The organism is Flavobacterium sp. ZT3R18, from assembly GCF_007097385.1.
Lineage (GTDB): Bacteria > Bacteroidota > Bacteroidia > Flavobacteriales > Flavobacteriaceae > Flavobacterium.
This window is the reverse complement of sequence record NZ_VJZS01000033.1, coordinates 1-25097: the sequence shown is the minus strand read 5'-3', so window position 1 is coordinate 25097 and position 25097 is coordinate 1. Positions and strand designations below refer to the sequence as shown.

At 35.2% G+C, this 25097-nt stretch carries 17 protein-coding genes; 15 read left to right on the top strand and 2 right to left on the bottom strand.

The window, feature by feature from the left end; genetic code table 11:
* Positions 1-30 precede the first annotated feature (30 nt).
* On the top strand, positions 31-1866 hold the full coding sequence (locus FNW52_RS19830) for a type VI secretion system baseplate subunit TssF (protein ID WP_143379205.1): 1836 nt from the start codon (positions 31-33) through the stop codon (positions 1864-1866).
* Between the two features lie 191 nt (positions 1867-2057).
* Here the strand turns inward: FNW52_RS19830 and FNW52_RS19825 are convergent, their stop codons facing one another.
* Positions 2058-3725, bottom strand: coding sequence for an AraC family transcriptional regulator (locus FNW52_RS19825; RefSeq protein WP_143379204.1), 1668 nt, complete (start codon positions 3723-3725; stop codon positions 2058-2060).
* A 351-nt stretch (positions 3726-4076) separates the two neighbouring features.
* On the opposite strand from FNW52_RS19825, the gene FNW52_RS19820 reads away from it, so the two are divergent.
* From FNW52_RS19820 to FNW52_RS19805, 4 genes are all read left to right on the top strand, one after another.
* Positions 4077-4814 (top strand): hypothetical protein, encoded by a 738-nt coding sequence (locus tag FNW52_RS19820; protein ID WP_143379203.1) that lies wholly within the window; start codon positions 4077-4079, stop codon positions 4812-4814.
* A gap of 325 nt (positions 4815-5139) precedes the next feature.
* The gene (locus FNW52_RS19815; RefSeq protein ID WP_143379202.1) at positions 5140-6000 is read left to right on the top strand and encodes an AraC family transcriptional regulator; all 861 of its coding nucleotides are present in this window, start codon (positions 5140-5142) and stop codon (positions 5998-6000) included.
* Positions 6001-6112: 112 nt separating this feature from the next.
* Positions 6113-6793 (top strand): hypothetical protein, encoded by a 681-nt coding sequence (locus FNW52_RS19810; protein ID WP_143379201.1) that lies wholly within the window; start codon positions 6113-6115, stop codon positions 6791-6793.
* 30 nt (positions 6794-6823) lie between these two features.
* On the top strand, positions 6824-7372 hold the full coding sequence (locus FNW52_RS19805; protein WP_143379200.1) for a hypothetical protein: 549 nt from the start codon (positions 6824-6826) through the stop codon (positions 7370-7372).
* A 114-nt stretch (positions 7373-7486) separates the two neighbouring features.
* On the opposite strand, the gene FNW52_RS19800 is transcribed toward FNW52_RS19805, so the two are convergent.
* On the bottom strand, positions 7487-11845 hold the full coding sequence (locus FNW52_RS19800) for a DUF2339 domain-containing protein (protein ID WP_143379199.1): 4359 nt from the start codon (positions 11843-11845) through the stop codon (positions 7487-7489).
* Positions 11846-12267: 422 nt separating this feature from the next.
* Between FNW52_RS19800 and FNW52_RS19795 the strand changes: the two genes are divergently transcribed.
* From FNW52_RS19795 to traJ, 10 genes are all read left to right on the top strand, one after another.
* The gene (locus FNW52_RS19795; RefSeq protein ID WP_143379198.1) at positions 12268-12747 is read left to right on the top strand and encodes a hypothetical protein; all 480 of its coding nucleotides are present in this window, start codon (positions 12268-12270) and stop codon (positions 12745-12747) included.
* A gap of 199 nt (positions 12748-12946) precedes the next feature.
* Entirely contained in the window at positions 12947-13225 is a 279-nt protein-coding gene (locus tag FNW52_RS19790; RefSeq protein ID WP_370511579.1) for a DUF4134 domain-containing protein, read from the top strand.
* A gap of 11 nt (positions 13226-13236) precedes the next feature.
* A complete protein-coding gene (locus tag FNW52_RS19785) occupies positions 13237-13665 on the top strand; it encodes a DUF1896 family protein (RefSeq protein ID WP_143379196.1) in 429 nt (142 codons plus the stop codon).
* Positions 13666-13703: 38 nt separating this feature from the next.
* Positions 13704-19286, top strand: coding sequence for a helicase-related protein (locus tag FNW52_RS19780; protein ID WP_143379195.1), 5583 nt, complete (start codon positions 13704-13706; stop codon positions 19284-19286).
* A 9-nt stretch (positions 19287-19295) separates the two neighbouring features.
* Positions 19296-19613 carry a DUF4133 domain-containing protein gene (locus FNW52_RS19775; protein ID WP_116760995.1) on the top strand — a complete coding sequence of 106 codons (318 nt, stop codon included), beginning with the start codon at positions 19296-19298 and terminating at the stop codon, positions 19611-19613.
* 39 nt (positions 19614-19652) lie between these two features.
* Positions 19653-22133: a TraG family conjugative transposon ATPase gene (locus FNW52_RS19770; RefSeq protein WP_143379194.1), complete on the top strand. Its 2481-nt coding sequence runs from the start codon at positions 19653-19655 to the stop codon at positions 22131-22133.
* A gap of 47 nt (positions 22134-22180) precedes the next feature.
* The gene (locus FNW52_RS19765) at positions 22181-22879 is read left to right on the top strand and encodes a conjugal transfer protein TraI (protein ID WP_143379193.1); all 699 of its coding nucleotides are present in this window, start codon (positions 22181-22183) and stop codon (positions 22877-22879) included.
* Between the two features lie 4 nt (positions 22880-22883).
* Positions 22884-23513 carry a hypothetical protein gene (locus FNW52_RS19760; RefSeq protein WP_143379192.1) on the top strand — a complete coding sequence of 210 codons (630 nt, stop codon included), beginning with the start codon at positions 22884-22886 and terminating at the stop codon, positions 23511-23513.
* The gene (locus FNW52_RS19755) at positions 23510-24145 is read left to right on the top strand and encodes a TerB family tellurite resistance protein (protein WP_143379191.1); all 636 of its coding nucleotides are present in this window, start codon (positions 23510-23512) and stop codon (positions 24143-24145) included. The genes FNW52_RS19760 and FNW52_RS19755 overlap by 4 nt, the downstream gene beginning before the upstream one ends.
* A 12-nt stretch (positions 24146-24157) precedes the next feature.
* Positions 24158-25097 (top strand): conjugative transposon protein TraJ (gene traJ / locus FNW52_RS19750; RefSeq protein ID WP_143379190.1); only part of this gene is annotated, 940 nt, incomplete at its 3' end.

Genomic DNA, 25097 nt, shown 5'->3' with positions numbered 1-25097 from the left:
ATTTAAAGTAGAAAAAAAATAACTAAATTAATGAAAAGAGATCAGATAAAAGATAGAATATTAAAACGAGCTGCACGAGCTTGGGGTTCTTCAAGTATAGAAATGGAATCATCATTTGACCCTATGGTGTCATTGATGATAAGCGCATTGTCGCATGAGTTGGAGAAAATTTCCGAGGAACTTCAGGATTTAAATACTGGTGTTGTAGAGAGGATACTCGAGATTATGTTCCCTGAAGCTAGTATTGGAGCCAGGCCAGCGCAGGCAATTTTACACGCTTCACCATTAGAAAACAATACAAAAGTTTCGTTGCTCAATCAGTTAACTTTAGACAAAAGAATTCCTAACATTTACAACCCTTTGGAACCAATTTTCAAAGAGATTGCTTTCTCTCCGACATTAGAAGTGAAATTAGCTTCTTGTGAGATTAAGTATATAGCTTATGGAAGTAATTTATATGAAGTTTCGAATGCTTTAGAAAAAAAAGCGGTTGAAGATTATCATCATTCATTGCCTTCCGGGGAGGTTTTTCTGGGCATAGAATTGAGTAACCCAAATGTTTTGGAACTCGAAGATTTGATGTTGTATATAGACATTAAAGACATTCAGCAGAAGGAAATGCTTGAATATTACTTGAAAAATATGAAATGCTTTTATGATGATACTCAAGTTAAGATAAAAGCGGGTTATAATGTTCCTCTAAATAACAATGATGCCGTTAATTTAAATAAGAGCAGCGTGCATCTTAGTGAAATAATAAAAGAAGTAAACGAATATTATTTTGACAACTTTTATACCCTAAAAGAAAAACTAAAACATAAAGGTTTAAAAAAATACAACCTGAATCATGAGTGTTTTTCTCAGGTAAACAACACAAATGATAAACCAATTATTTGGATAAAAATGGTCTTTCCGGAATCGTTGGTTCCGCAGGTATTAGATAATGTAATTTTTCAGGTCAACAGTTTTCCGGTAATTAATAAAAGACTGCATACAATAAACAAAGTACTTAAAAATACATTGTCTTATTTGGCACTCAATACAGAAAAAAGTATTTATCTTGACATAGAGAATGTTATAGATCCATTTAACAATTACTATGAAATAAAAGATTTTAAAGATAGTGTAATAGAAGATGGAACGGCAGTATTACGAACAGCTGGTGCTTCTAAATTTGACACGAGAAGCGCAACTGAATTGATTCAAAAAGTACTGGATTTACTAAAAGATGAAGGATCTTCTTTTTCTTATATAGGTAAGGATTTTGCTTCGAAATCTTTAGGGGAAATCAGCCAGTTATTGTTATCTGTTCAGCAGCAGGCAGGTGAGAGCAATTCTGTTAAGAATAACGATCCGCATTTAATAATCAAACCAAGAGTTGATGAAGCTGGTGATCAATCATTTGATGTAAATTATTGGTCAACTGCTGCCGAAGATGGTAATAATATCAAAACAGGTACTATTTTAGAACCAAAGGACAAATTGTTTGATTCAAACAAATCGATCGTATTAATCACGACATCTGTTGGCGGTCTAAGTAAGCAAAGCGATCAGGATCGCATATTTTTCTATCGTAATGCCTTATTAACACGTGGGCGAATTGTGACTATTGCCGATATAAAAGCCTTTAGTTTTAATCATTTTAAGGCTTGTATTTCTGGTGTTAGAATAGAAAAAGGCACACGGAAGGAAATTTCTTTAAAGGAAGGATTCAGCAGAACAGTTGATATTTATCTAAAAATAAACAAATCCGAAAAGGAAAAATTGCCCGTAAGTGAATGGGGATATTTATGTGAGAGTTTCATGAAGTATTTAAAGAGCAAATCATCGGGCGTATTTCCTTATCGCCTCTTTGAAGAGAGTTAATTAATTGGTTATGTGCTTGTTTTAAGTGCGGAATCTATTTTTATAGCAAAAAATATGGAAAAAAGATTAAAGATTCTTCAAGGATAATAAGAGAAATAATATTTATAATCAAACTAAAATTTATTTTAGTTTGATTATTTTTTAATAGCATCAATACAATGGGAAGCTGGTGAATGGATAACAATTTAAGATTACTTTTTTAAAAGTTCTTCAATAAAATATGAGGTTGGCATTCCAGTTCTGGCAAAGAAAGCAGTAGCAAAACGTTGTGTTCTACTAAAACCAGATTCCTCAGCTAATGCCTTGTTTGTATAATTCCTAATTCTTTTATCCTCTTTTAATAATGAAATGATATAATCAATCTTAAGATCATTAATGTATTCTACAAATTTTTTGTCTCGGTAATGGGATATTATTTTTGATATATATCTTGTGTTTGAATCAAAGGCTACAGCAAGCTTTGCCAAAGTCAAATCTTTTTCCAGAAACATTTTATTTATTTCAAACTTCTCCAATTGCTTTAAGACCCCTGCAACGGTATCTTGATTTATGTCTTCTATTCCATTGGCTATATTTTTGGATTCAACTTTAGTGCTAGCTTCACTTTTTTTCATCAATTCATCAAATCGTTGCTTATAGACTCTCTTGTTTCTTACATGTCTATAGATAAGAAATAACACAGATAAAAACAAAAAGACTATCACACCTGTAAAAATTAAATCGTTATACTTTCTTTTATCTAATAAGTTTTCGATTTTTTTCTTCTGTATCAGCAATTCCTTAGTGTCGTATTCTTTGTGGATTCTTCCAGACAGATACCTGTATCTGTTGTTTATGATACTGTCTGCTTTAAGTAATTTTTCAATATAGTAAAGTTGGAGATCCGGATTTTTTTTTGATTTAAAAAAGCTAATCAATAATTCATAGTTATTGCGAAGATCAGGACGAATGTATTCTTTATCATTAAAAATAGCATCTACTTTTTTGAAATATGATACTGCCATTTGGGGATTCTTAAGATCCCAATAACTTTTTCCTATATAAAAATACCCAACAGCTTCATTTGCGAAATCTTTGTTTTTAAGTATGGTCGGGAGCGAATAGGTAATTTTTTTAATAGCGGAAGCATAATTGCCTCGAAAATACTGATTAACTCCTTCCGAGTGAATGAAGTATTCCTGCACTTCATCATTAGCGAGTCTTCGTCCTTCTATAATGCCCTTCTCATTTGTTTCCGTACATAAACCATAATTTCCAATACGGTTATAGCACAAGCCAAGCGAATGAAGTGAATTTAAATATCCTCTGGCATTGTTTTCTATAAAATAACTGATGCATTCCCTAAACAAGGAAATCGCCTCATCATAAAATCCAAGATAGTATTTTATGTGTGCAATATTGTATTTGACCTTATAGGTTAGGTATTTGTCATTGGTCTTTGAAATATAATTATTTGCGATAAGATAATTATCTAAAGCGTAATTATGTTTTTTCTGGGCATAATATTCAATCCCCTTTGAAAGATAGGCGGAACCGATCAAGGCATTATCCCTAGATTTTTTTGCAGTATAGATCATACTGTCAGCATAGACAAGTTTTAAATTTTCAGGTGAGTGGTGGAGATAATTTTTATAGCCATTTACAATCTCCAGTGAATTTTTTTCTGATTTGGCTTTAAATAAAAAAGATCGCAGATAAAGCGACTGTTTAGCACGGTCATTTTCTGATTCCTTTATCCGCTCAAAAAGATAATCGTAATTCTTATTTCGAATCGTATCAGGAATTTTAAAATGAATTTCCTGTGCGTAAATTTGATCCCCCAAGCAAAGAGATAAAATTAGTAGATACTTCTTAATCATAGGCTAAATTAAAAATTGGGGACTATATTCTTTATAAAAGCATTTTTGAAGGTAAATAATAGGCTGGAAAAACTACAACGGAATATTTTGCTAAAAATTGTATAAAACACAGCGTAAACAATTGATAATAAGGGAATTTTAGTTAAAAATATGGTATGGATTTTCAGAAAATCCATACCATATTTTCTGAAAATCCATACACAATGTGTTGCAGGGTTGAAATTCGACTTCTAGATTTGTCTCGAATTCAAAAGCAAGAATATTTAGCATCGTGCTAAATTAAAGTTCTGCTTACCCGGGTGAAATGAACTGACTACAAAAATAGTCGGCCACATTTAACACATTTTAATCATGAAAAATATTTCATTAGGATTAGTGATTTTACCATTATTAATCCTCTCTTGTACCACTGACACTATTGAGAATACTGAAAGTATTAATGGCAAGGTTAGCAACAAGAAATCAGAAAAATTAACATGTTTGGTTCAAAACTTGACCCCTGAAAACCCAGTAAACATTTATGACATTGCAGGTAAGTTACATAATGACATCCTTGATGTTTATTTGGCAGGTAATTATCAGTACAATACAATAGCACAAATCAGCCAACAAATCGAAGCCATCGCAGCTGAGAATAATGATCTAATGCTTTTAAACTTAGGAACAAATCTGCCTATTAATCTTGACGTAATACAAGAGATCGTAAATAACCCTCAGACTAAACTAGATGAGGCTATTGCAAATTCTACAATGACAAATGTAGCAAAAAGTAGCCTTTCTAGTTTTATGGACGATGTGCTTTTATGGGAAAGCAATCCCTACGAGGAAATTTATCAATCTATAGTAGCGTATGAATCATCAGTAATAGCCAATGCTGAATTTAATGACGAGGATAAGAGAATTATTCTCACTACTTCATCTATAGTTCGGTATTCACTCTACTACGTCAAGGAGCGCAAAGATGAAGATTGGGACTCCTCTATTGGTAACCGTGTTGGAGGACTTAGTGGTGCTATTGATAATTCATCTTCTGCGGTAAAATACTCACTTGTAACAGGGATTATGATAAATAATCTTGTAACTGACTGATGATGCATCGTATCTATCTTATTGAGAAGCAAATAATATACACATTTACCGTGTTTTTGATTCTCTTGAATCTTGTTAGTCTTTATTTCATCGTAGATCTATTATCCTACGATGAAATAATTGGCTACCTCACAAATGGTGAGATAAAAAGTGGTAACCCACGGAATCTAGCCTATTTACTTTTTGTGAGCGGTATGTCAAATTTACTTTTTATTTCTGTTTCATTGATGGACAGATTATTATCTAAGTAAACGCTCAAGCCACTTAAACCAAAGTAAAGTTTATTTAACTCATTGCAATTATAATTCTATAAAAGAGTATTGTTTTGGTAAGTAAAAATTCAAAATATCGCCATTTAGGTTTGCAAGTCTACATTTTTGAAAGCTTTGCATCTAAAATAACTCTTGATGAGCTATTTATGCCAGATCATTTTTCTATACTGATCGTAAATTCAGGTTCTCTATCTATACAAATAAATAATAGAGAAGTTACTGTCTTAGAAAATGAATTACTAGTGGTTCCAACTCGAAGTTCATGTGAAATTTTGATTATGAGCGACCAATTGCAAATTTGCTTGCTATCATTCACAGCAGAGTTTGTTTTTGAGAATAGTATTAGGAGGCCGCATATTGGATATTTTCAATTTTTTATTACCAAATTATCTTCTAAAATCTGTCTCAAGAACAAAGATATGGTATTGCTTATTGATCTGTTTACATTACTTGACAGTAAAGTGCTACGCTCCAGTACCCATATTTTTAAAAATGAGACAATTCTTTTTAGTTTTAATCTATTACTGTATGAATTAGCAGGAATGTACCACAGATCCTCTTGGCATATATCCGTACAACATACAAAAAAGGAAAAACTGGTCATGCAATTTATTAAGATTTTAGAAATGAATTGCAGAAAACAACATAGTGTAAAATTCTATGCCGACACTTTACTTGTCACGACAGACCATCTTAGCAAAACTGTCAAACAAGTTACCCAGAAAACCGCGAAACAGTTTATTGAGCAGGCTGTTGTTCTGGAAGCAAAAATTTTGCTTCAAAACAAGCATTTAACCATTTTATATATTGCAGAAGAATTGGAATTCAGCAATTCTTCTTTTTTTAGTTTCTTTTTTAAAAAGCATACTTCCCTGTCTCCTTCTGAATATCGTTTCAGATTAAATTTCCATTGAATACTATGCAATACATGACTTGACTGGGTTAGAAATGTTCAATAAGCATTGATTTAGAGTACTGTAGATCTACGATCGAGAGAAAGATTTACTAAGCAAAAGTAAAAAACATATGACTCAAACCTATCTTTTAGAGTGGCTGGATTCGATGGTCACATCGACCCTAAATCCGAGAAAAAATGATATTGATCAAATTACGTCAGTTCAGTCAAAAATGATTATTGAAAAAGCTACCCAAGAAACACATCTGATCCAATCACAAATCACAATTCAGGTTTTTTCACTTACCAATGAGAAACAGATTAAAATTTTAGTTGGAAATTATTATTCATCATTGCTATTCCTTTTAGATAAAATCACAGAAGTAAGTAGTGGTAACGAACTATACAGAGATAATCTAAAAGAGGTTACAACTGCCTTAATTTCTTGTTTGGATGAATTAATAACTTTTGTAGAATCTAGATTTGCAAACTACTTAAGTGTATCCTTTCAAATTATTGAAAGGAGAACATATAGAGCACCCATAATAGATTACCCTTCCAGTAAGGTTTTATGCAAACTCTCAACCGATCAGACAGCTTTAATACTTAGGGCATCCGATGAACTAAAAATTCTTATTTCAAAATCAATGAATCATCTATTTAAAACAATCGTTCCTTTTCTATCTACTTCAAATAAAGTGGATCTTTCTTACAATGCCATGCGGAGCAAAGCATACGTTGCCGAAGAAAGGGATAAGGAAATAGCAATTGAAACATTGGAACGCATGATTAAACAGATTAAAGAATATTAACTAAATACTAATAATTTAAAATTTAAAAACATGAAAAAGCTATCTTACATTTTGACCACGGTGATTCTGATGATGACAGGCTGCCAACCTAAAACGCTAGATGAGAAATTGGCTACTGCCATTATTAAAACAAAAAATCATTATCCTACTATTGTAGACCATGATATTTTCTGCAATGATCCCGTACACGCTTACACCATTTTTAAATCCGGATTGGTAGAAAAAGGATTTGTAAAAGTACTTCAAAGCAAGAAATTTGGTGATACAACCTCTTTTGTGAGTTTTACCGCTGCCGCAAAACCTTACTTACTACCTACACCAAAAGATGATAAAATATATAAAATTCAACGTGTAAAAGTAGCAGATGAAGAGTTTGGAGCAATTGCAGCAATCAGGATTATGAGTTCTGGTAATAAGGCCGTTGTAACTTACAATACAATTCGAAGAAAGAATGTTTTTGCTGCTGCTGTTAAAAATGGATTGCGAGACACGTTGAATCATGAAGTATATTTTATACGAACCGATGATGGCTGGCAGCTAATGGATAAAAAGTCAGAAATTGAATTTTTATCATTTTAGAATAGGAATAACTATTTCGTTTTTTTTATTTCAAAGAACTTATTTTTCAGAAAAAAACCGCAAATTCATGTATTTGAATTTGCGGTTTTCTATAAAATAAAATTCGTTTTATTTTTAATCAAATCGATATTTGTATTTTTTGAATAAAGTATTCATTACCAAAAGTACCACTCCAACGCCCAATAAAACTAGGGCTCTGATGAGGAAATTCGCATTTGATAAATCGAAAAACATAAGTCGAATTACGCAAACACCAACTAAGGAAAGCGAAACGTAACGGAAGTATTTTTCTTTCAGAATAATTCCGAGTATTAGTAACCCTAAAGATTCTAAAATCCAGAAGAAAGTTAAGATTCCTTTGTCGAACGAGAGATACAAAAATAATCCGATACTAAAAGTGGCAGGATAAATAATGATATTGTTTCTGAATTTGAAGTCTTCAATATATTTGTAGATTATAAAAATGTATAACGCCAATAAGGCAAATAGGATCAGATAAACAAATTCAAATTTAGATTCGTAATAATTGAAACTAATAAAAGCTAAATGAAAATTTGCCAATAAATAATAAACGATACTGATTTCTTTTTTATTCCCGATTTTTTTATAATACAGGTATAAGTTTATTATAGCCGTTGTTGCCCAAAATACAGGAAGCCATTTGTGTTCTAATTGTGAGAACATAATGATAGAAAGCCAAATATTTATGATAACTTGATAATCTATTTTTAATGATTTACCAAACTCTTTTTTGTTCATCAAAAGAACTAAAACAATCAAAAAAGCAATACCCGAAAGTTGTAAAACCCAGTCTAACGGAGTAAAATGATTTAACTCTTTGATGCTATAAAAAACAGAGGTCAAAATAGACAAAAGCCCAATGATTAGAACCGATTCTGGGGCCAACTTCATTTTTTTGTATAAAACTAAACCTAAATTAAGTATTGCCAAAAGCATAAATATCGGCGATAAATAAACTATTTCTACCTGAATAAATAATAAAGCTACACCCCATAAGTTTTGAATAGTAGGCAAAATTGTAATAAACATTTTACCCTCTTCTTTCGAGCTTTTACTTTGTAAGTAACTATAAACAATCGATAATAAAACACTTAGCACTTGTGTAGAATAAAGTATGGTTTTGTTATCTGTGTTTGCTTCGTAAATAGCCCAATAAACACTTAGTAGTATAGAACCAATTAATAGTATAAAAGAGTAAATATTGTAACGTTTGATTAGTACTGATTCTGGGGCCAACTTCATTTTTTTGTATAAAACTAATCCTAAGTTAAGTATTGCCAAAAGCATAAATATCGGCGGTAAATAAACCATATCTACCTGGATGAATAATAAAGTAACACCCCATAAGTTTTGAATAGCAGGCAAAATTGTAATAAACATTTTACCCTCTTCTTTCGAGCTTTTACTTTGTAAGTAACTATAAACAATCGATAATAAAACACTTAGCACTTGCGTAGAATAAAGTATGGTTTTGTTATCTGTGTTTGCTTCGTAAATAGCCCAATAAACACTTAGAAGTATAGAACCAATTAATAGTATAAAAGAGTAAATATTGTAACGTTTGATTAGAACCGATTCTGGAGCCAACTTCATTTTTTTGTATAAAACTAAACCTAGATTAAGTATTGCCAAAAGCATAAATATCGGCGGTAAATAAACCATATCTACCTGGATGAATAATAAAGTAACACCCCATAAGTTTTGAATAGCGGGTAAAATCCCAATAAACATTTTACCCTCTTCTTTCAAGCTTTTACTTTGTAAGTAACTATAAACAATCGATAATAAAACACTTAGCGTTTGTGTGGCATAAAGTATGGTTTTGTTATCTGTATTTGCCTCGTAAATAGCTAAATAAAGACTTAGCAGTATAGAACCAATTAATAGTATAAAAGAGTAAATATTGTAGCGTTTAATTTTATCAATTTTTTGAAAAATCCAAAAAGTAAGCAATGCTAAGCCTCCTAAATAAACAGGGATGTAGTCGATTTGGATACAAGAAAACCCAAAAACTAAGGCGTTAAAAAGAATAAATTCAGAATTCAGAATGCTGAAATTTCCCCAATCTGAAATAATGGCATTCGATTTATTCCTGATTTTATCCGCAAATAAAATATAAATTTCAATTATAGAAAGTCCAAGGGCGATTAATCCAATTTCGGTATTATTCAAAAACTGGGTATTGTATAAAAATAAAAAGCTTCCAAATATCGAAAAAGTAAGACAAAAACCATACAGAAAGATTTGGTTGTCGATAGAAAGTGTTTTTCGTTTAAATTGAATCCATAAAAATTCATGATTTAGTAAAGCAATAACAAACAGTCCAAAAATTTGGGTAATATGATAAGGAGCTAAATATTTATACAAAAGCGAAGCTAACAAAACATTTACACCAATGATTCCGATGGTTTTGACAGTAGAATCATCTGTGTAGAATAATTTCACAAACCAGTTAAATGTTATTACAGAAATAATTCCTAAAGCGAAAACAACATCTAAATTAGATTTTGGCTCTGTGAGAATTAATGTTAATCCCGTGGCAATGGTTATGATTAAAAAAGTGAACCTTCCAAAATCAAAAGTATTTGTTTTGAATTTGAATCGTAAAGAACACCACAATAAAGCGATAGATAAAAGAGGGAAATAAAACGAAATTTCGATAGTATGGTACCAACTTATAAAAAACACTATTGAAAAAAGAACAGAGAAAATTCCGTTTAAGCTCAAATCTTTTTTGACGATAAAAGAATCAATTTCTAAGAACTCTTTTTTTATAGAGCAAAAAACAGGAACTAATAACGTTATGAATATCATAACAATCAACGTCGCAAAAGAGTTTGTAATATTGGTTTGATCAGATGACGGATTAATGCAAATCATAAAAAAGACGAAGACAAGCAAACAGAAAATATGATTGAGAGCTAAAAATATTTTATGTAGCAAAATTTCCTTACTTTTATAAACGATAAACAAACAAGCAATAACTAAAAAGTACAATCCGCAAGCGATAATATCAAAGCCCACTTTCCAATCATTGAGCATGATGATACTTAAAGCGAAGAGTATAAACGAAACCATTCCGTCTAAATGATACAGCCAAAAAATCTTTTTCTTTCTGGCAAAAAGAGCCGCAAAAAGACAAAGGATTCCTGCTGTAAGTAAAACGAAAATTTTGATTTTGCTTCCTGTTGAATGTGAATTTAAGCCTAAAGCAAATAAAATCCAGTTGGTCAGATGCGTTACAAAAGCAATTCGGTCAAAACGAGTGTTGGTATAAATACTTCGATATTGCATATACATACAACTTACTGAAACCAAAATAATACCAAGTATAGCAAAAATATTTTGAGTCGGACTTAAGAGGTTTGTTCCTTGTGTAAACCAAATGTCAAATATGATAAAGCCCGAAATAACAATCAACAAATGATATTCCCATTTTTCTTTATATGATAAAATAATTCCTGCTGTTGCCGTTATCGCCGCCAACAAAAATGTAAGTAAGAGTTTTTCGGGAATTACACATAAAATCAAGATACTCAAAATCACGTGAAGCGATAAAAAAGTTTGCTGTTTTATGATGTAACCAACATATAAATTGATTGCAATTCCAATTCCGATGAGCGAATAAGCGAGCGGTATATTATGTGTAAAAGTGAGCGCCGGAATTTGCGAAGCACCAAAACAGCCAAACAAAAATAAACTCGCTCCAGCACTTCGAAGCCAAAGTCCTGTTTTAAGCCATTTTTCTTTTTTCTTCAAGAAAAAATAGGAACCAACTAAAATTCCGGCATAGAGCCAAAGAATTAAAATTCGGAACATTGGCGAAACTATCAAAGCGGTATAAATGCTTAAATAACCAATTCCTAAAACCATTATGGCAGTTCCTAAAATTCCAGTCCAATTTTCAGCAAATTGATGTTCTAGTTTCTTTATCAAAATAGAAAAAGCACTTTCTACATAAATTTCTTCTTCGTGAACTTGAGGCTCAGGTTGTTCTTCGAATTCATAAATTGGTTGTGTGTCGAGGTTTTCAACTAGTTCTGGAGTTTCTTTTTCATAAATGATTTCTTTATTGCCAAGTATATGTATCGTTCGAGATTCGAAGCTAAAAGCAGGTTTTTCGATAGATTCTTCGATAATGATATTCTCTTCTTCTTGAGGAGAATCATCAATGATATCGAAGGTTGGAGGAATGATTAGAGGAGAAACTTCTTGTGTTTGCTCGGAAATTATTTCAATTTCAGCAATTTCAGAAACTAAATTTTCAGCGACAAAATCAGGTTGTGTGATTTGTTTTTTGATTTCATCAATTTCTTTTTTCAAAGAGTTGTAATCCTCCTCGTTTTTTCTACAAAGAGAATCTAAGAATTCGTTTTCCTCTTTTAATTTCGAAGATTTATTAAATAAGATAACAATACATACAAGGAATGCAAAAAGGAAAAAATTCTCCATAGTTTAAATTTTGAATCGGCAAATGTAAGAATTATATTTAACTTATGGTTTTTAAATAAAATGTTTTCTTAAATCAAGATAGTTTTACTCCATCTCATTGCCATGACCAAGCAGGCGCATTGGTATAGAAATGTAGAGGAATCAGGTTTTTAAAACTTTAATATTCTACTCATATACTATAATTTTAATTACCTGCCTCCTCTATTGGAGGCTCTTCTATTTTTTCTGCATTATTTTTTCTTTTTTTTTCCTTGATTTTACTGAGGGTACAACGGGGTACAACTGGGGTACAACAAAAAGTTGTACTTGTAGCAGTTTGTTGTCTATCGTTTCTTTGCCCTGTAATGATGAAGATCCGGAATTGGAATTGTCCATCTACCGGATTATGAGAAACTAATGTTGAACGATAAAATGAAGAACGTATGTTTACAACCATTTCTTGGGTAAATTACATAGTTGTAGTTACCCTACTATTAGCAAGCTGGTATTTGTTTATTGCCTTTCGATTTTACTTTGAAGAAATCAAAGACATTGTAACGGGTAAGCGAAAATTTCCATTTCGTAGTTTAGAGAAGACGAGACTCCAAAACACTTCATTTGAGTCAAGTAGTATTGCCCCACCTGAAATACCATCCTTTCAATCCGAATTTGCAATATCGGACGATACGTTTGAGGAAGTTGAAAATTTGGTGGAGCGATTAAAAAATGTTGTCACAGACGCCACCAAAAGAAAACTTGTCAAACAAGAATTTATCGACTATCTCCGATTGGTTCTTACCGAATATCCCAATGTTAAAAATTCTCCATTTAGTAGTTCAGTGAGTGAACTGATTGTCTCAGAATGTGACAAACTCGAATCTGTCACCTTAACTCAAGTGGAAGCGGAAGAATTATGGAATTGAAAACACTAAAACAATATTGCGGAGGAAATGCCCCTGTCCATCCCAGCGCGGTATGGCATATGTAACAGGAAAGTGGAATTGCGACAGCGGCAACCCCTTCGCTTTTTATCGAATTATTTAAACTTTAAAATAATGTGTTATGAAAAAGTGCAGTTGGAATTTTAAAATATTTACCAAACAAAGAATTGTTGCTGCCAGTATGCTTCTGGTACTACTGGCAATAAATTACCAATCCTATGCCCAAGACGGTCTTGCAGGAATCAATGAAGCCAATCAAAAGGTAAGAAGTTATTTTGATGCGGGTACCCAATTGATGTATGCCATCGGTGCGCTCTTAGGTTTAATAGGTGCCGTCAAGGTATATCAAAAGTGGAATGCGGGAGATCCCGATACTGGAAAAGTGGCTGCCGCTTGGTTTGGTAGTTGTGTTTTTCTAGTTGTAGTGGCAACTGTAATCAAATCCTTTTTTGGAATTTAAAACCCAACGTTATGGAAAATATCCTGAAAGAAAAGCTATGGTTTTATATCATCCATAACAACCCCGACCTGATGTATACTTTACAGGAAGAGTACACCGTAACGGATTATCTCAATGAAAAAGTAAACGGAGTAAAATCCATTATGGAGGATATGCTATCAGAGGGTACGCCCCAATATATCATAGAGGAAATTTGTCTCAATGTACTTACCGAAGATTTGAAGCCTTCCCGATTTCTATATATCTGTAGTCTATTGGAAGAGGAGTTTGAGGATACCTATGCCACTTTTAGTAAATCAGGCATTCTCAGATATGAGGTTATCAACCTGATGGAAAGTTGCAAGGAAATTTTTGAAACTATTGGTTTTACAAAAGAAAATGAAGAAGATCCTACTTTGAGGAATGCAGTTATTGGTCAGATTGCTGACTATCTGAGTTGAGCTATTTATGGAAGTGTGCAGTATGAAAAGGAGTAATTATGGCTTACAATCTATCCCAAAAACTAAGTGCCAATATCAAGGCAATCGCAACTGCTATTACATGGCAGCAGGGTGACGTTCTTGCTGAAGAAGCTATAGCGTCTCTAAAGGCATACGCTGGTTTTGGCGGTATCAAGGCTGTTTTATATCCTTATGGAAGTACCGAAGACTGGATGAAATCTGGAGCTACAAAAGAAGACTTGAAACTGCATCCAGAGATGACTCGCCTGCATGAATTGTTGCAGGAACATTATTCTGGAAAGCAGTACAGTGCAGTTGTTTCATCTCTTCGCAATAGTGTATTGACTGCTTTTTACACACCTGAAATTGTTCCCAGAACATTATACAATACTTTAAAAGAACAAGGTATTGCCCCTAAAAGATTATATGAACCATCGGCAGGTTCAGGAATTTTCATCATGGAAGCCGAAAAAGTATTAACGAATCTGGAGCAGATTACTGCTGTCGAAAAAGACAGATTGAGTGGACTCGTTCTTTCGGTATTGAACAGTACACTAACAGCAAACACTACCACACATATTGCAGGATTGGAGGAAACTCCAACAAATGACAACAACAGTTATGATCTTGTGGTCAGCAATATCCCTTTTGGTAATTTTTCAGTTTATGATGAAGCCTATCCTGATAAAGCGATCTCAGGAAAAATTCATAATTATTTCTTTGCAAAAGGATTGGACAAACTGGCTGATGGTGGACTCGTGGCATATATCACTACAGATGGTTTTTTGAATAGTCCTTCAAATGAGAGTGCTCGCGAATATCTTTTTCAAAACGCAGATTTTGTAAGCCTGGCAGTTATGCCAGATAACCTGATGAAGGAAACAGGAAATACGGAAGCTCCAAACCATTTACTCATTGTCCAAAAAAACACAGATAAAAAGGTGTTTTCAGATGATGAAAATAAGCTGTTGCAAATTGTTGGAATGGAAAACGAGTTTGGAAAATACAGCATTAATAAATATTTGCACGACAGACCAGAGCTAATAATAGGTAATGAAGTACAAGCAGGTAAAAATCAATACGGACAAGCACATCAAAGAGTATGGCAAAGTGGTGATATTAATTCAATTGAAAACCGTTTGGCACAAACAATTACTGATGGATTACGCGAAAATTTCAGTAAGGAACGTTTTGAACAAGCACAACAAGTTGGTATTGTTCAACAGCCCGAAGTAATGGGACAAAAATTTACTTACTTGCCCATGCCAGAAAGCAAAGCAAGCGGTATGGCTGTCCAGCTGGGATTATTTGATACAGTACCAGCTGAGAATATCAATCGTGCGATGGATTATATCAATCCACTCGATGAAACGGTAGTTGACAAAAAAACAGCACGAATACTAAGTACAATACGCACAACAGATAATCCCTCACATGAAAATGTGATGCTTATTACCGCCAAGCAAATCAAGACTAATCGGTACCTGTACAAATTATATTCCAATGTAAAAGAGATAGATGGTTTTTCATCCAACTGGATGAATGGTGGATTATTACCCCATGAACTATTGGCTTTATCCAATACGCTTCAGCAATATGATCATGGATATATTTATGAAGGAGATACAACCCTTGAATCAGCTTTTAATCTTGAAAGACAGCTTTATGAAGAAGTCACCGCATTCAAATCCTTCTATAAAGATGGAACACTGGTTCGTCTTGGAGAATCAATTGGAACTATAATTGATATCAATAATGAACACAAACAGGCATTTTTTCAGCCATTGCCATTACAGGGGAATCTGAAATTTTACGATTCCTACATTGTTATCAGGGATAATTACTTGGAACTGTTTGAAAAGGAACAATCAGATGAAACTGATAGTAACCAAGTGCGAAAAAATTTGGATTTACAGTACACAAAGTTTGTTTCTCAGTATGGCATTCTTAACAGTGCTGAGAATCGCAGGTTAATTATGCAGGATTCGGCTTTCGGGTTCACGGTACTTTCTTCATTGGAGCGCAAAGAGGGCGAACGGTATGTGAAGTCGGATATTCTGAGCCAATCTATAGTAAAGCAACAGGAACGCTACTTTACGGATGATCCAATCGAAGCACTTGCCCGAAGCTTGAACGAAAAAGGAAATGTAGATTTAGGATTTATAACCGCTGCCACGGGACTTGAAGAATATGAAGCGATAGAAAGTCTGAACCATCATATTTATCTAAACCCTATGCGTCAGGATTGGGAAACTTCAGACCTGTATCTAAGTGGTAATGTTGTGGAAAAGTTGCAACAGGCTAAACAAGCGGTACAGCAATATCCTGAAAATACGCAATATTATAAAGGAATGATGGCACTGGAAAAGGTACGGCCAGAGCGGATACCCTTTGAGCTTTTGGATTTTAATCTTGGAGAGAGATGGATTCCAATGAATTATTATGCAGATTTTGCCAAGCAATTATTTGAACAGGCAACTGAAATTAATTATTTCCCATCACTGGATACCTTTAAGGTAAGTACAGGACATAACACCAAAATTGACAGGGAATTTGCAGTAACGACCAAAAGTGGAAGAACAACCTACGGTTATACCATATTGGAACATGCTTTGGAGAATACGACTCCATTTTTCACTTATGAGGTTAATGGTCCTGGAGACAAACCAATACGATTACCAGATAATGAAGCCATACAATTGGCACATCAAAAAATTGAGAACATCCGTACTGGTTTTATAGAATGGCTACAGGAATTGCCAGAAAGCGAAAAAAAAGAACTGGAAAACCTGTATAACGAAACGTTCAATTGTTATGTATTGCGTGAGTATGACGGAAGTCATCTGAGTTTTCCCGGTTTGGATAAAAAAGCACTTGAAATTGAGGATTTGTACAGTTCGCAGAAGAACGCCGCGTGGCGTATCATTCAGAACCGAGGTGCATTAATTGACCATGAAGTAGGATTGGGCAAAACACTCACCATGATTGTGGCAGCCAATGAAATGAAGCGTTTGGGAATCATACACAAACCAGCAATACTGGCGCTTCATGCCAACGTAGATCAAATTGCATCGACCTATCGCAAGGCGTATCCCAACGCCCGGATTTTGGCTCCTGCAGAAAATGATTTTACGCCAGCCAAAAGAGTAAGGCTGTTCCATGAAATAAAAAATAACAATTGGGATTGCATCATTCTGACGCACGATCAGTTTGGAAAAATTCCACAATCGCCCGAAATCCAAAAAGAGATATTGCAAAATGAACTCGATAATGTAGAAAGAGATCTTGAAACGGTAAAAGATTTAGGTGGGGACATATCAAAAAAAATACTCAAAGGACTTCAGATACGTAAAAACAATCTTGATGGAAAACTTAAAGGCTTATTAAAGGATATTGAGGAAAAGAAAGACAGCGGAATCAACTTTAAGGAAATGGGAATTGACCATTTGTTCGTGGATGAATCACACAAATTCAAGAACCTGACTTTCACGACCCGTCATGACCGTGTTGCAGGGATTGGAAATATGCAAGGAAGCCAAAAGGCGCTTAATATGCTGTTTGCTGTTCGTTCGCTTCAGGAAAAATTTGATTCGGATTTGTGTGTGACCTTTCTATCTGGAACACCCATTTCAAACAGCTTAACGGAGATGTATTTGCTTTTTAAATACCTGCGTCCAAAAGAAATGGAACGGCAGCATATTGAAAACTTTGACGGATGGGCAGCTGTTTTTGCCAGGAAAACGACAGATTTTGAGTTTTCTGTAACCAACGAAATTATTGCCAAAGAGCGTTTCCGTCATTTTATTAAAGTTCCAGAATTAGCACTATTCTATAATGAGATTACGGACTATAAAACGGCCCGACATATTGATTTGGACAAACCAGAAATAGATGAACAGCTTGTCAATATCAGTCCAACACCAGAACAAAGTGAGTTCATTACACAGCTGATGCAGTTTGCAAAAACGGGCGACGCGACACTTATTGGAAGAGCACCCCTTACTAGAGAGGAAGATAGAGGAAGGATGCTAATCGCCACCAATTATGCTAAAAAGATGGCAGCCGATATGCGCCTGATAGACGAAGGATATGGCGATCATCCCGACAATAAAGTTAACACCTGTGCTCGAAATGTGGCTGAAATTTATAATGCTTCAACGGAGCATAGAGGGACACAGATTGTCTTTTCGGATATTGGAACACCCAAGCCAGACGCATTCAATATGTACGATGCACTTAAAGAAAAACTGGTGACGGACTTTAATATCCCTGCCCATGAGATTACCTATATCCATGATTGGACTGATAAAAAGAAAGCCCAACTGTTTTCCAAAATGAATACAGGTGAAATACGCATCCTTTTGGGGAGTACAGAAAAAGCGGGTACAGGACTAAATGTACAAAAACGTGTTGTGGCCATGCATCATTTGGATATTCCGTGGAGGCCATCGGATTTAGGGCAGCGTAATGGACGAGGCGGCAGACAAGGCAATGAGGTTGCCAAACAGCATTACGATAACAAAGTGAAGAATTTTATCTATGCCACAGAACAGTCATTAGATAATTACAAATTCAATCTATTGAAAAACAAGCAGACCTTCATCAGCCAGATGAAAAACTGTGAACTGAATGTCAGGTCAATTGATGAAGGTTCTATGGACGAGAAAAGTGGAATGAACTTTTCGGAATATATCGCAGTATTATCGGGTGATACTTCCTTACTGGAAAAATCAAAATTGGAAAAGAAAGTAGCCGTGATGGAAAGTCTCAAAAAAGCACATTACAAGGAGATTTCAAGAACGAAGCATCAGGTTGAATATCTATTGGAAGAAAAAACGGTCACTACCAAAACTTTGGATAAGCTCACTGTGGATGAAGGTTTTTACAAAAAGAGTTTGAAATATGAAAGTGACGGGACAAAGGCAAATCCAATACAATTGTATGATTTTAAAGCGCAAGATTCCGAAAGTACCGGTAAGCAGATTATTGATCTCTATAAAAATTGGAAACCTCCAGATGGAGAAAGCGAAGCGAAACAAATTGGTAAACTGTATGATTTTGGACTGTATATAAAAAGGGAACGCGAAGCCTACCAGAATGATGGCATGTACCAATACCGTTACTCTAATAGCTTTTATGCACAGCGATCGGATGAAGGCATTAAATATACTCTCAATGGAGGAACGCCTAATGTAGATAATCCAAAATTTGCGGCTCGTCATTTCTTGAGTGCCATTGACAGAGTAGAGCATCTCAGGGAAAAGTACCAAAAGTCCTTGAATGATATAGAAGTGCAGTTGCCAGAATTACAGCAGTTAACAGCAAAAACCTTTAGCAAGGAGCATGAATTGCAACAGATGAAAAGTGAACTCTCTAGCCTCGAAAGGGAAATAGCACTAAAAATTCAGGAGAATCAATTAAAGCAAGATAATCCACAAGATGCCAGTATCAATGGAGAAACAATAGAATCTAATGAGGCGCTGGTAATTCAATTGCCAGTAAAGAACAGCAATGAGCATATGGAAAAATCAAACAGTTTTTCAACCTCCAAAAGTAATAGTGACAAATGGCAACAACGCTCCTATGCAGGGATGAGAAAAAATAGCAGAATGAAATTTTAAAATAACAACATGGTAAATAGTGTATATCAAATCAACAAAGGAATCAACCAAAGTATAGAATTCAAGGGGTTAAAAGCACAGTATATATGGTATTTGGGAGGCGGTGTTGTAGTTCTTATGATTCTGTTTGCCGCCATGTATATAGTAGGCTTGCCGTCATTTGTTTGCGTAGGAATTATTGGGATCGCAGGAACGCTATTGGTTTTGTATATATACCGAATGAGTCATAAATACGGAGAACATGGTATGATGAAAGCTTTGGCTAAAAGACAGGTTCCAAAAGCAATCAGAGTTCAAAGCAGGAAAATTTTTAAAATGCAAAAATAGCATTTGGTTAAAATTAGTAACAGGTAAATAAAGATGAAGATGGAAAAGATGATAGATGATATTTTACCGATTATGGATGTGGAGCATGATTGCATCCTTTCCAAACAAGGAGATGTGACAGTTGTATTCAAGGCAGAACTGCCTGAGATATTTACCTTGTCGGATCAGGAATACGAAGGATTCCATCAGGCGTGGCTTAAAGCTATAAAGTTACTCCCAAAATTCAGTGTGTTTCATAAACAGGATTGGTTTATCGATAGTACCTTTCAAGCGGATTTTATAAGTGAAGATACTAGTTTTCTTACCCGTAGCAGTGAGCGTTTTTTTAACGAGCGTCCTTTTTTGGATCATTCATGCTACATTTTCTTGACCAAGAAACCGCAAGGCAGAAAAACATCCAGTTCCTTATTTTCTAATTTACTGCGAACTTCAATAGTTCCGGAAGAAACATTAAAAGCACAGCTCCGTCAGGAATTTATTGACAGCACTGGACAATTTGCACGAATATTGGAAGACAGTGGTTTTGTAAAATTGACACGCCTTGGAAATGACGAGCTCAGAAGCCACAGCAGAAAGATTGGGATTATAGAACGGTACTGCTTTTTGTCTGAAAAAGAAAATTCGTTTGTTTTTAAAGACATCGCTTTTAACGATGGCTTGCAGGTTGGCGACAAGCATTGTCAAATTTATACATTGGGTGATGCAGCGGACTTGCCTGCATTATGTGGGTCTAGAATTAATTATGACCGATATTCCACCGATAAGACCAAGTTCAGCATCGGATTTGCATCAACGCTGGGTCAATTACTTTCCTGCAATCATATTTATAACCAGTACATTTTTATAGAGGATTCCCAGAAAACGTTGCAGAAATTGGAAAGTAAAAGATTGCGATTACAGTCCTTATCGGCTTACAGCAGAGAAAACCTAATTGCGCGTGATGCCACGAATGATTTTCTCAATGAGGCTATCAGCCAACAACGATTGCCGGTCAAAGCACATTTTAATGTATTGGTATGGACTGACGATAAAGAGGAACTGAAAGACCTGAAGAACAAAGTATCTTCCGCACTGGCGCAGATGGATGCGGCAGCCAAGCAGGAAACTATTGGAGCTGCACAGATTTTCTGGGCGGGTATTCCCGGAAACTCGGCAGACTTTCCTATGAACGACACCTTTGACACGTTCGCAGAACAAGCTACTTGTTTTCTGAATTTAGAAACAGGCTATCGCTCTTCAATTAGTCCAATTGGCATTAGATTGGGAGACCGTTTGACAGGTAAACCAGTTCATGTGGATATCAGTGATGAGCCTATTAATATGGGTATCTGCACCAATCGAAACAAATTTATACTGGGTCCTTCGGGTAGCGGAAAATCCTTTTTTACCAATCATATGGTCAGAAGCTACTACGAGCAGGGAACTCACATTGTTTTGGTAGATGTGGGACACAGCTACAAAGGACTGTGCGATATGGTGGGTGGCTATTATTTTACCTATGATGAAAAGAACCCCATACGATTCAACCCGTTCTACATCAGCGAAGGGGATAATTTGGATACAGAGAAAAAAGAAAGTATCAAAACATTGTTGTTGGCTTTATGGAAAAAGGACAATGAAACATTCAACAGAAGTGAATATGTGGCACTATCCAATGCGCTACAACTCTACTATGAAAAACTCGATGCCAATCCCGATTTGTTTCCCTGTTTCAATACTTTTTATGATTTCCTGAAAGGCGATTTTGTAAAAATACTGGAAGGAGATAAGGTAAAGGAAAAGGATTTTGACGTGAACAATTTTCTTTATGTATTGCGCCCTTACTATCAGGGAGGCGAATTTGATTACCTACTCAATGCTACCGAAAATCTAGAACTATTAAAAGAACGCTTTATTGTTTTTGAGTTGGATAATATCAAGGATCATCCAATCCTCTTTCCCGTCGTGACCATTATTATCATGGAAGTGTTCATTAGTAAGATGCGAAAACTAAAAGGCGTCCGAAAAATGATTTTGATTGAAGAAGCTTGGAAAGCTATTGCTAAGGAGGGTATGGCTGAGTATATAAAGTATTTATTTAAGACTGTGAGAAAGTTCTTTGGCGAAGCCATAGTAGTTACACAAGAAGTGGAAGATATTATTTCATCGCCAGTAGTAAAACAAGCCATCATCAATAACAGTGATTGCAAAATATTATTGGACCAAAGTAAGTACCAAAATAAATTCGAACAAATACAAGAACTGCTGGGACTTACTGAAAAAGAAAAAGCATTAGTACTGTCAGTTAACAAATCGAACGACCCTGATAAAAAATACAAGGAAGTATTTATCTCCTTGGGAGGAATTCTCTCCAAAGTATACCGCACCGAAGTATCCCTTGAAGAATACCTCGCTTACACTACCGAAGAAACGGAAAAGGTTAAAGTACAAGCCTACGCTAAAAAATTCGATGGAGATATTAGAAAGGGCATTGCCGCACTGGCAATAGACTTGCGGAGCAAGCATGAGGACAAAAATTAAATAGATGCTCCCGAATATATGAGAAATGGAAACTAAATTATAACATTATGAAAGTAAAGAAGAAAATTATGATTTGCCTGTTGTGTCTGTTGCTAGTGAACACTCCGGCAAGACCCGCAGAAACCGTTGTTGTTATTCCAATCGTATTGATTAAGGAGGCAATCAAGAAAGTGATTAAAGCGATTGATCTTAGAATACAAAAACTGCAGAACAAAACAATCTGGCTACAAAATGCGCAGAAGAAATTAGAAAACACCTTGTCGAAACTGAAACTTAAGGAGATTTCTGACTGGACACAGAAGCAAAAAGACCTGTATAAGGATTACTATGATGAACTGATGAAAGTCAAATCTATCATTACGTATTACCAGCGTATCAAGGACATTACACAGAAGCAAGTACGGCTTGTGGATGAGTACGAAAGGGCTTGGAGTCTGTTCCAGAAAGACGACCATTTTAACGCTGACGAATTGGTTTATATCCAAAAAGTATACTCCGGCATATTGAATGAAAGCATGAAAAATATCGATCAGATTTTTTTAATTCTGGACTCCTTTAGCACACAGATAAGCGATGCCAAAAGACTTGAAATCATCAATGCGGCGGCGGATCAGATCGATACCAATTATGATGACCTCCTGCAATTCAACAAACAGAACATTATACTGAGCTTGCAAAGAGCCAAAACACAGCATGATGTAAATGCTGTTAAGAAATTTTATGGGATTCCATTATTAAAACCCTAAAGTGATGAAAAAAACAGTTTTATTCCTGCTCCTTGCAGGATTCTTAAACGCAAACATTTACGCACAGGCAAAACAAGCGCAAGTATTGCTGAAACAAATTGCAGCTCTTCAAATGTATATTGGATATGCCCAAAAGGGATATTCTATCGCCAAGAAAGGACTCAATACCGTCAGTGATTTTAAGAGAGGAGAATTGAATCTTCACACTGATTATTTCAATTCGCTCAAGACGGTTAACCCGAAAATAAAAAAGTATGTAAAGGTTGCTGAAATTGTATCCCTTCAGGTAAAGATCATGAAAAGTTACGGTAGTTTTTACCGGCAAGTCCAACAGGATGATTTATTCCACGGGAATGAAGTGGAGTATATCAAAAGGGTATTCGATCGCCTAATTGAAAATTGCAATGACAATTTAGAGGAACTCATTACAATTGTAACGGACGGACAGCTTGAAATGAAAGATGATGAGCGAATGAGTCGGATAAATGTGTTGTATAAAAATATGATGGATAATCACACTTTTTGCGAAAGCTTCTCGAACCAAACCCGATTGCTGTCTTTGTCAAGAGCGAAAGATAGAAACGATGTGAAAACCAGCCGTGTCTTGCACGGTTTTAATAACGATTTGCCATGAAAAAAATAGTAGTTATTGGAATTGTGCTCGTGGGTTTATTGTTACCGTCGAAGATAACAGCCCAAGCACAGGAAATGCAACAATTGATTTTGAACATAGAAAAACTTGCCCAGTTCAGACAAATCCTGAAGGATATGAAGAAAGGCTATGAGATTCTTAATGGCGGCTATAATACGGTGAAAAAGCTATCGAAAGGGAATTTCGACCTTCATAAAACATTTCTCGATGCGATGATGCAGGTAAGTCCAACAGTCCGAAAGTACAGGCGTGTTGGGGATATTGTCAACTATCAAGTGCTTTTGGTGAAGGAATATAAGGCTGCTTTTATCCGTTTTCGAAACAGTAGGGATTTCAATCCCGATGAAATAGCCTATATAGAAAGGGTGTACGATAATTTGTTTCAACAGAGCCTTAGAAATCTTGATGAGTTAACCACTGTTATTACCGCCAATAAACTTAGGATGTCCGATGATGAACGACTCACATCCATTGATAAAATCTATGCTGATATGCAGGATAAGCTTTTGTTTTTGAGAAACTTCAACAACAACACTTCAATACTGGCGATACAGCGTGCAAAAGAGCGTAATGATGTGAATGCCATGCGTAGCATTTACAAGATAAATAACTAAATACTCACTAAGATGGCAAAGTTAAATAAGGGGGCATTATTTGCCGCTGTAGGAATGGTATTGCCCTTCACGATCAGGGCACAAGGTATGGCAAATGATATGAACAGTCTGCATAGTGTATTAGAACAATTGTATGACGAGATGATGCCTTTATGTAGCAATCTGTTGGGAGTTGGTCAGGGAATCGCTGGTTTTGCGACCATCTGGTATATTGCTTCCAGAGTTTGGAGACATATTGCCAGTGCGGAACCCATAGACTTTTACCCACTTTTCCGCCCGTTTGTGATTGGGTTTTGTATAATGATTTTTCCTTCGGTTTTGAATATGATTAATGGGATTATGAAACCTACCGTTACTGCAACTGCCTCGATGGTTGAAGGATCGAACAAAGCAATTAAAGTACTGCTTAAAGAAAAAGAAGATGCCCTCAAGAAAACAGATCCCTGGAAAATGTATGTTGGCACAGACGGAAGTGGTGACCGTGATAAATGGTACAAATACACGCATGATAATGCAGACCCCAGTGCTGAAGGAGCATTTGAAGGGATTGGAAATGACATCAAATTTGCGATGTCCAAGGCATCTTATAATTTTCGGAATTCAGTTAAGGAATGGATGAGTGAAGTATTGCGGGTACTTTTTGAAGCCGCTTCACTTTGTATCGATACACTCCGGACTTTTCAGCTTGTGGTACTTTCGGTTTTAGGACCATTGGTTTTTGGTATTGCCGTTTTTGATGGTTTCCAACATACGCTTACCGTCTGGCTGGCACGCTACATTAATATCTACTTATGGCTTCCTGTCGCCAATATATTTGGCAGCATCATTGGAAAGATTCAGGAGAACATGCTGAAAATTGACATAGCTCAGGCTCATCATTATGGGGGTACTTTCTTTAGCAGTACAGATATAGCGTATCTGGTGTTTATGATTATCGGTATTGTTGGCTATT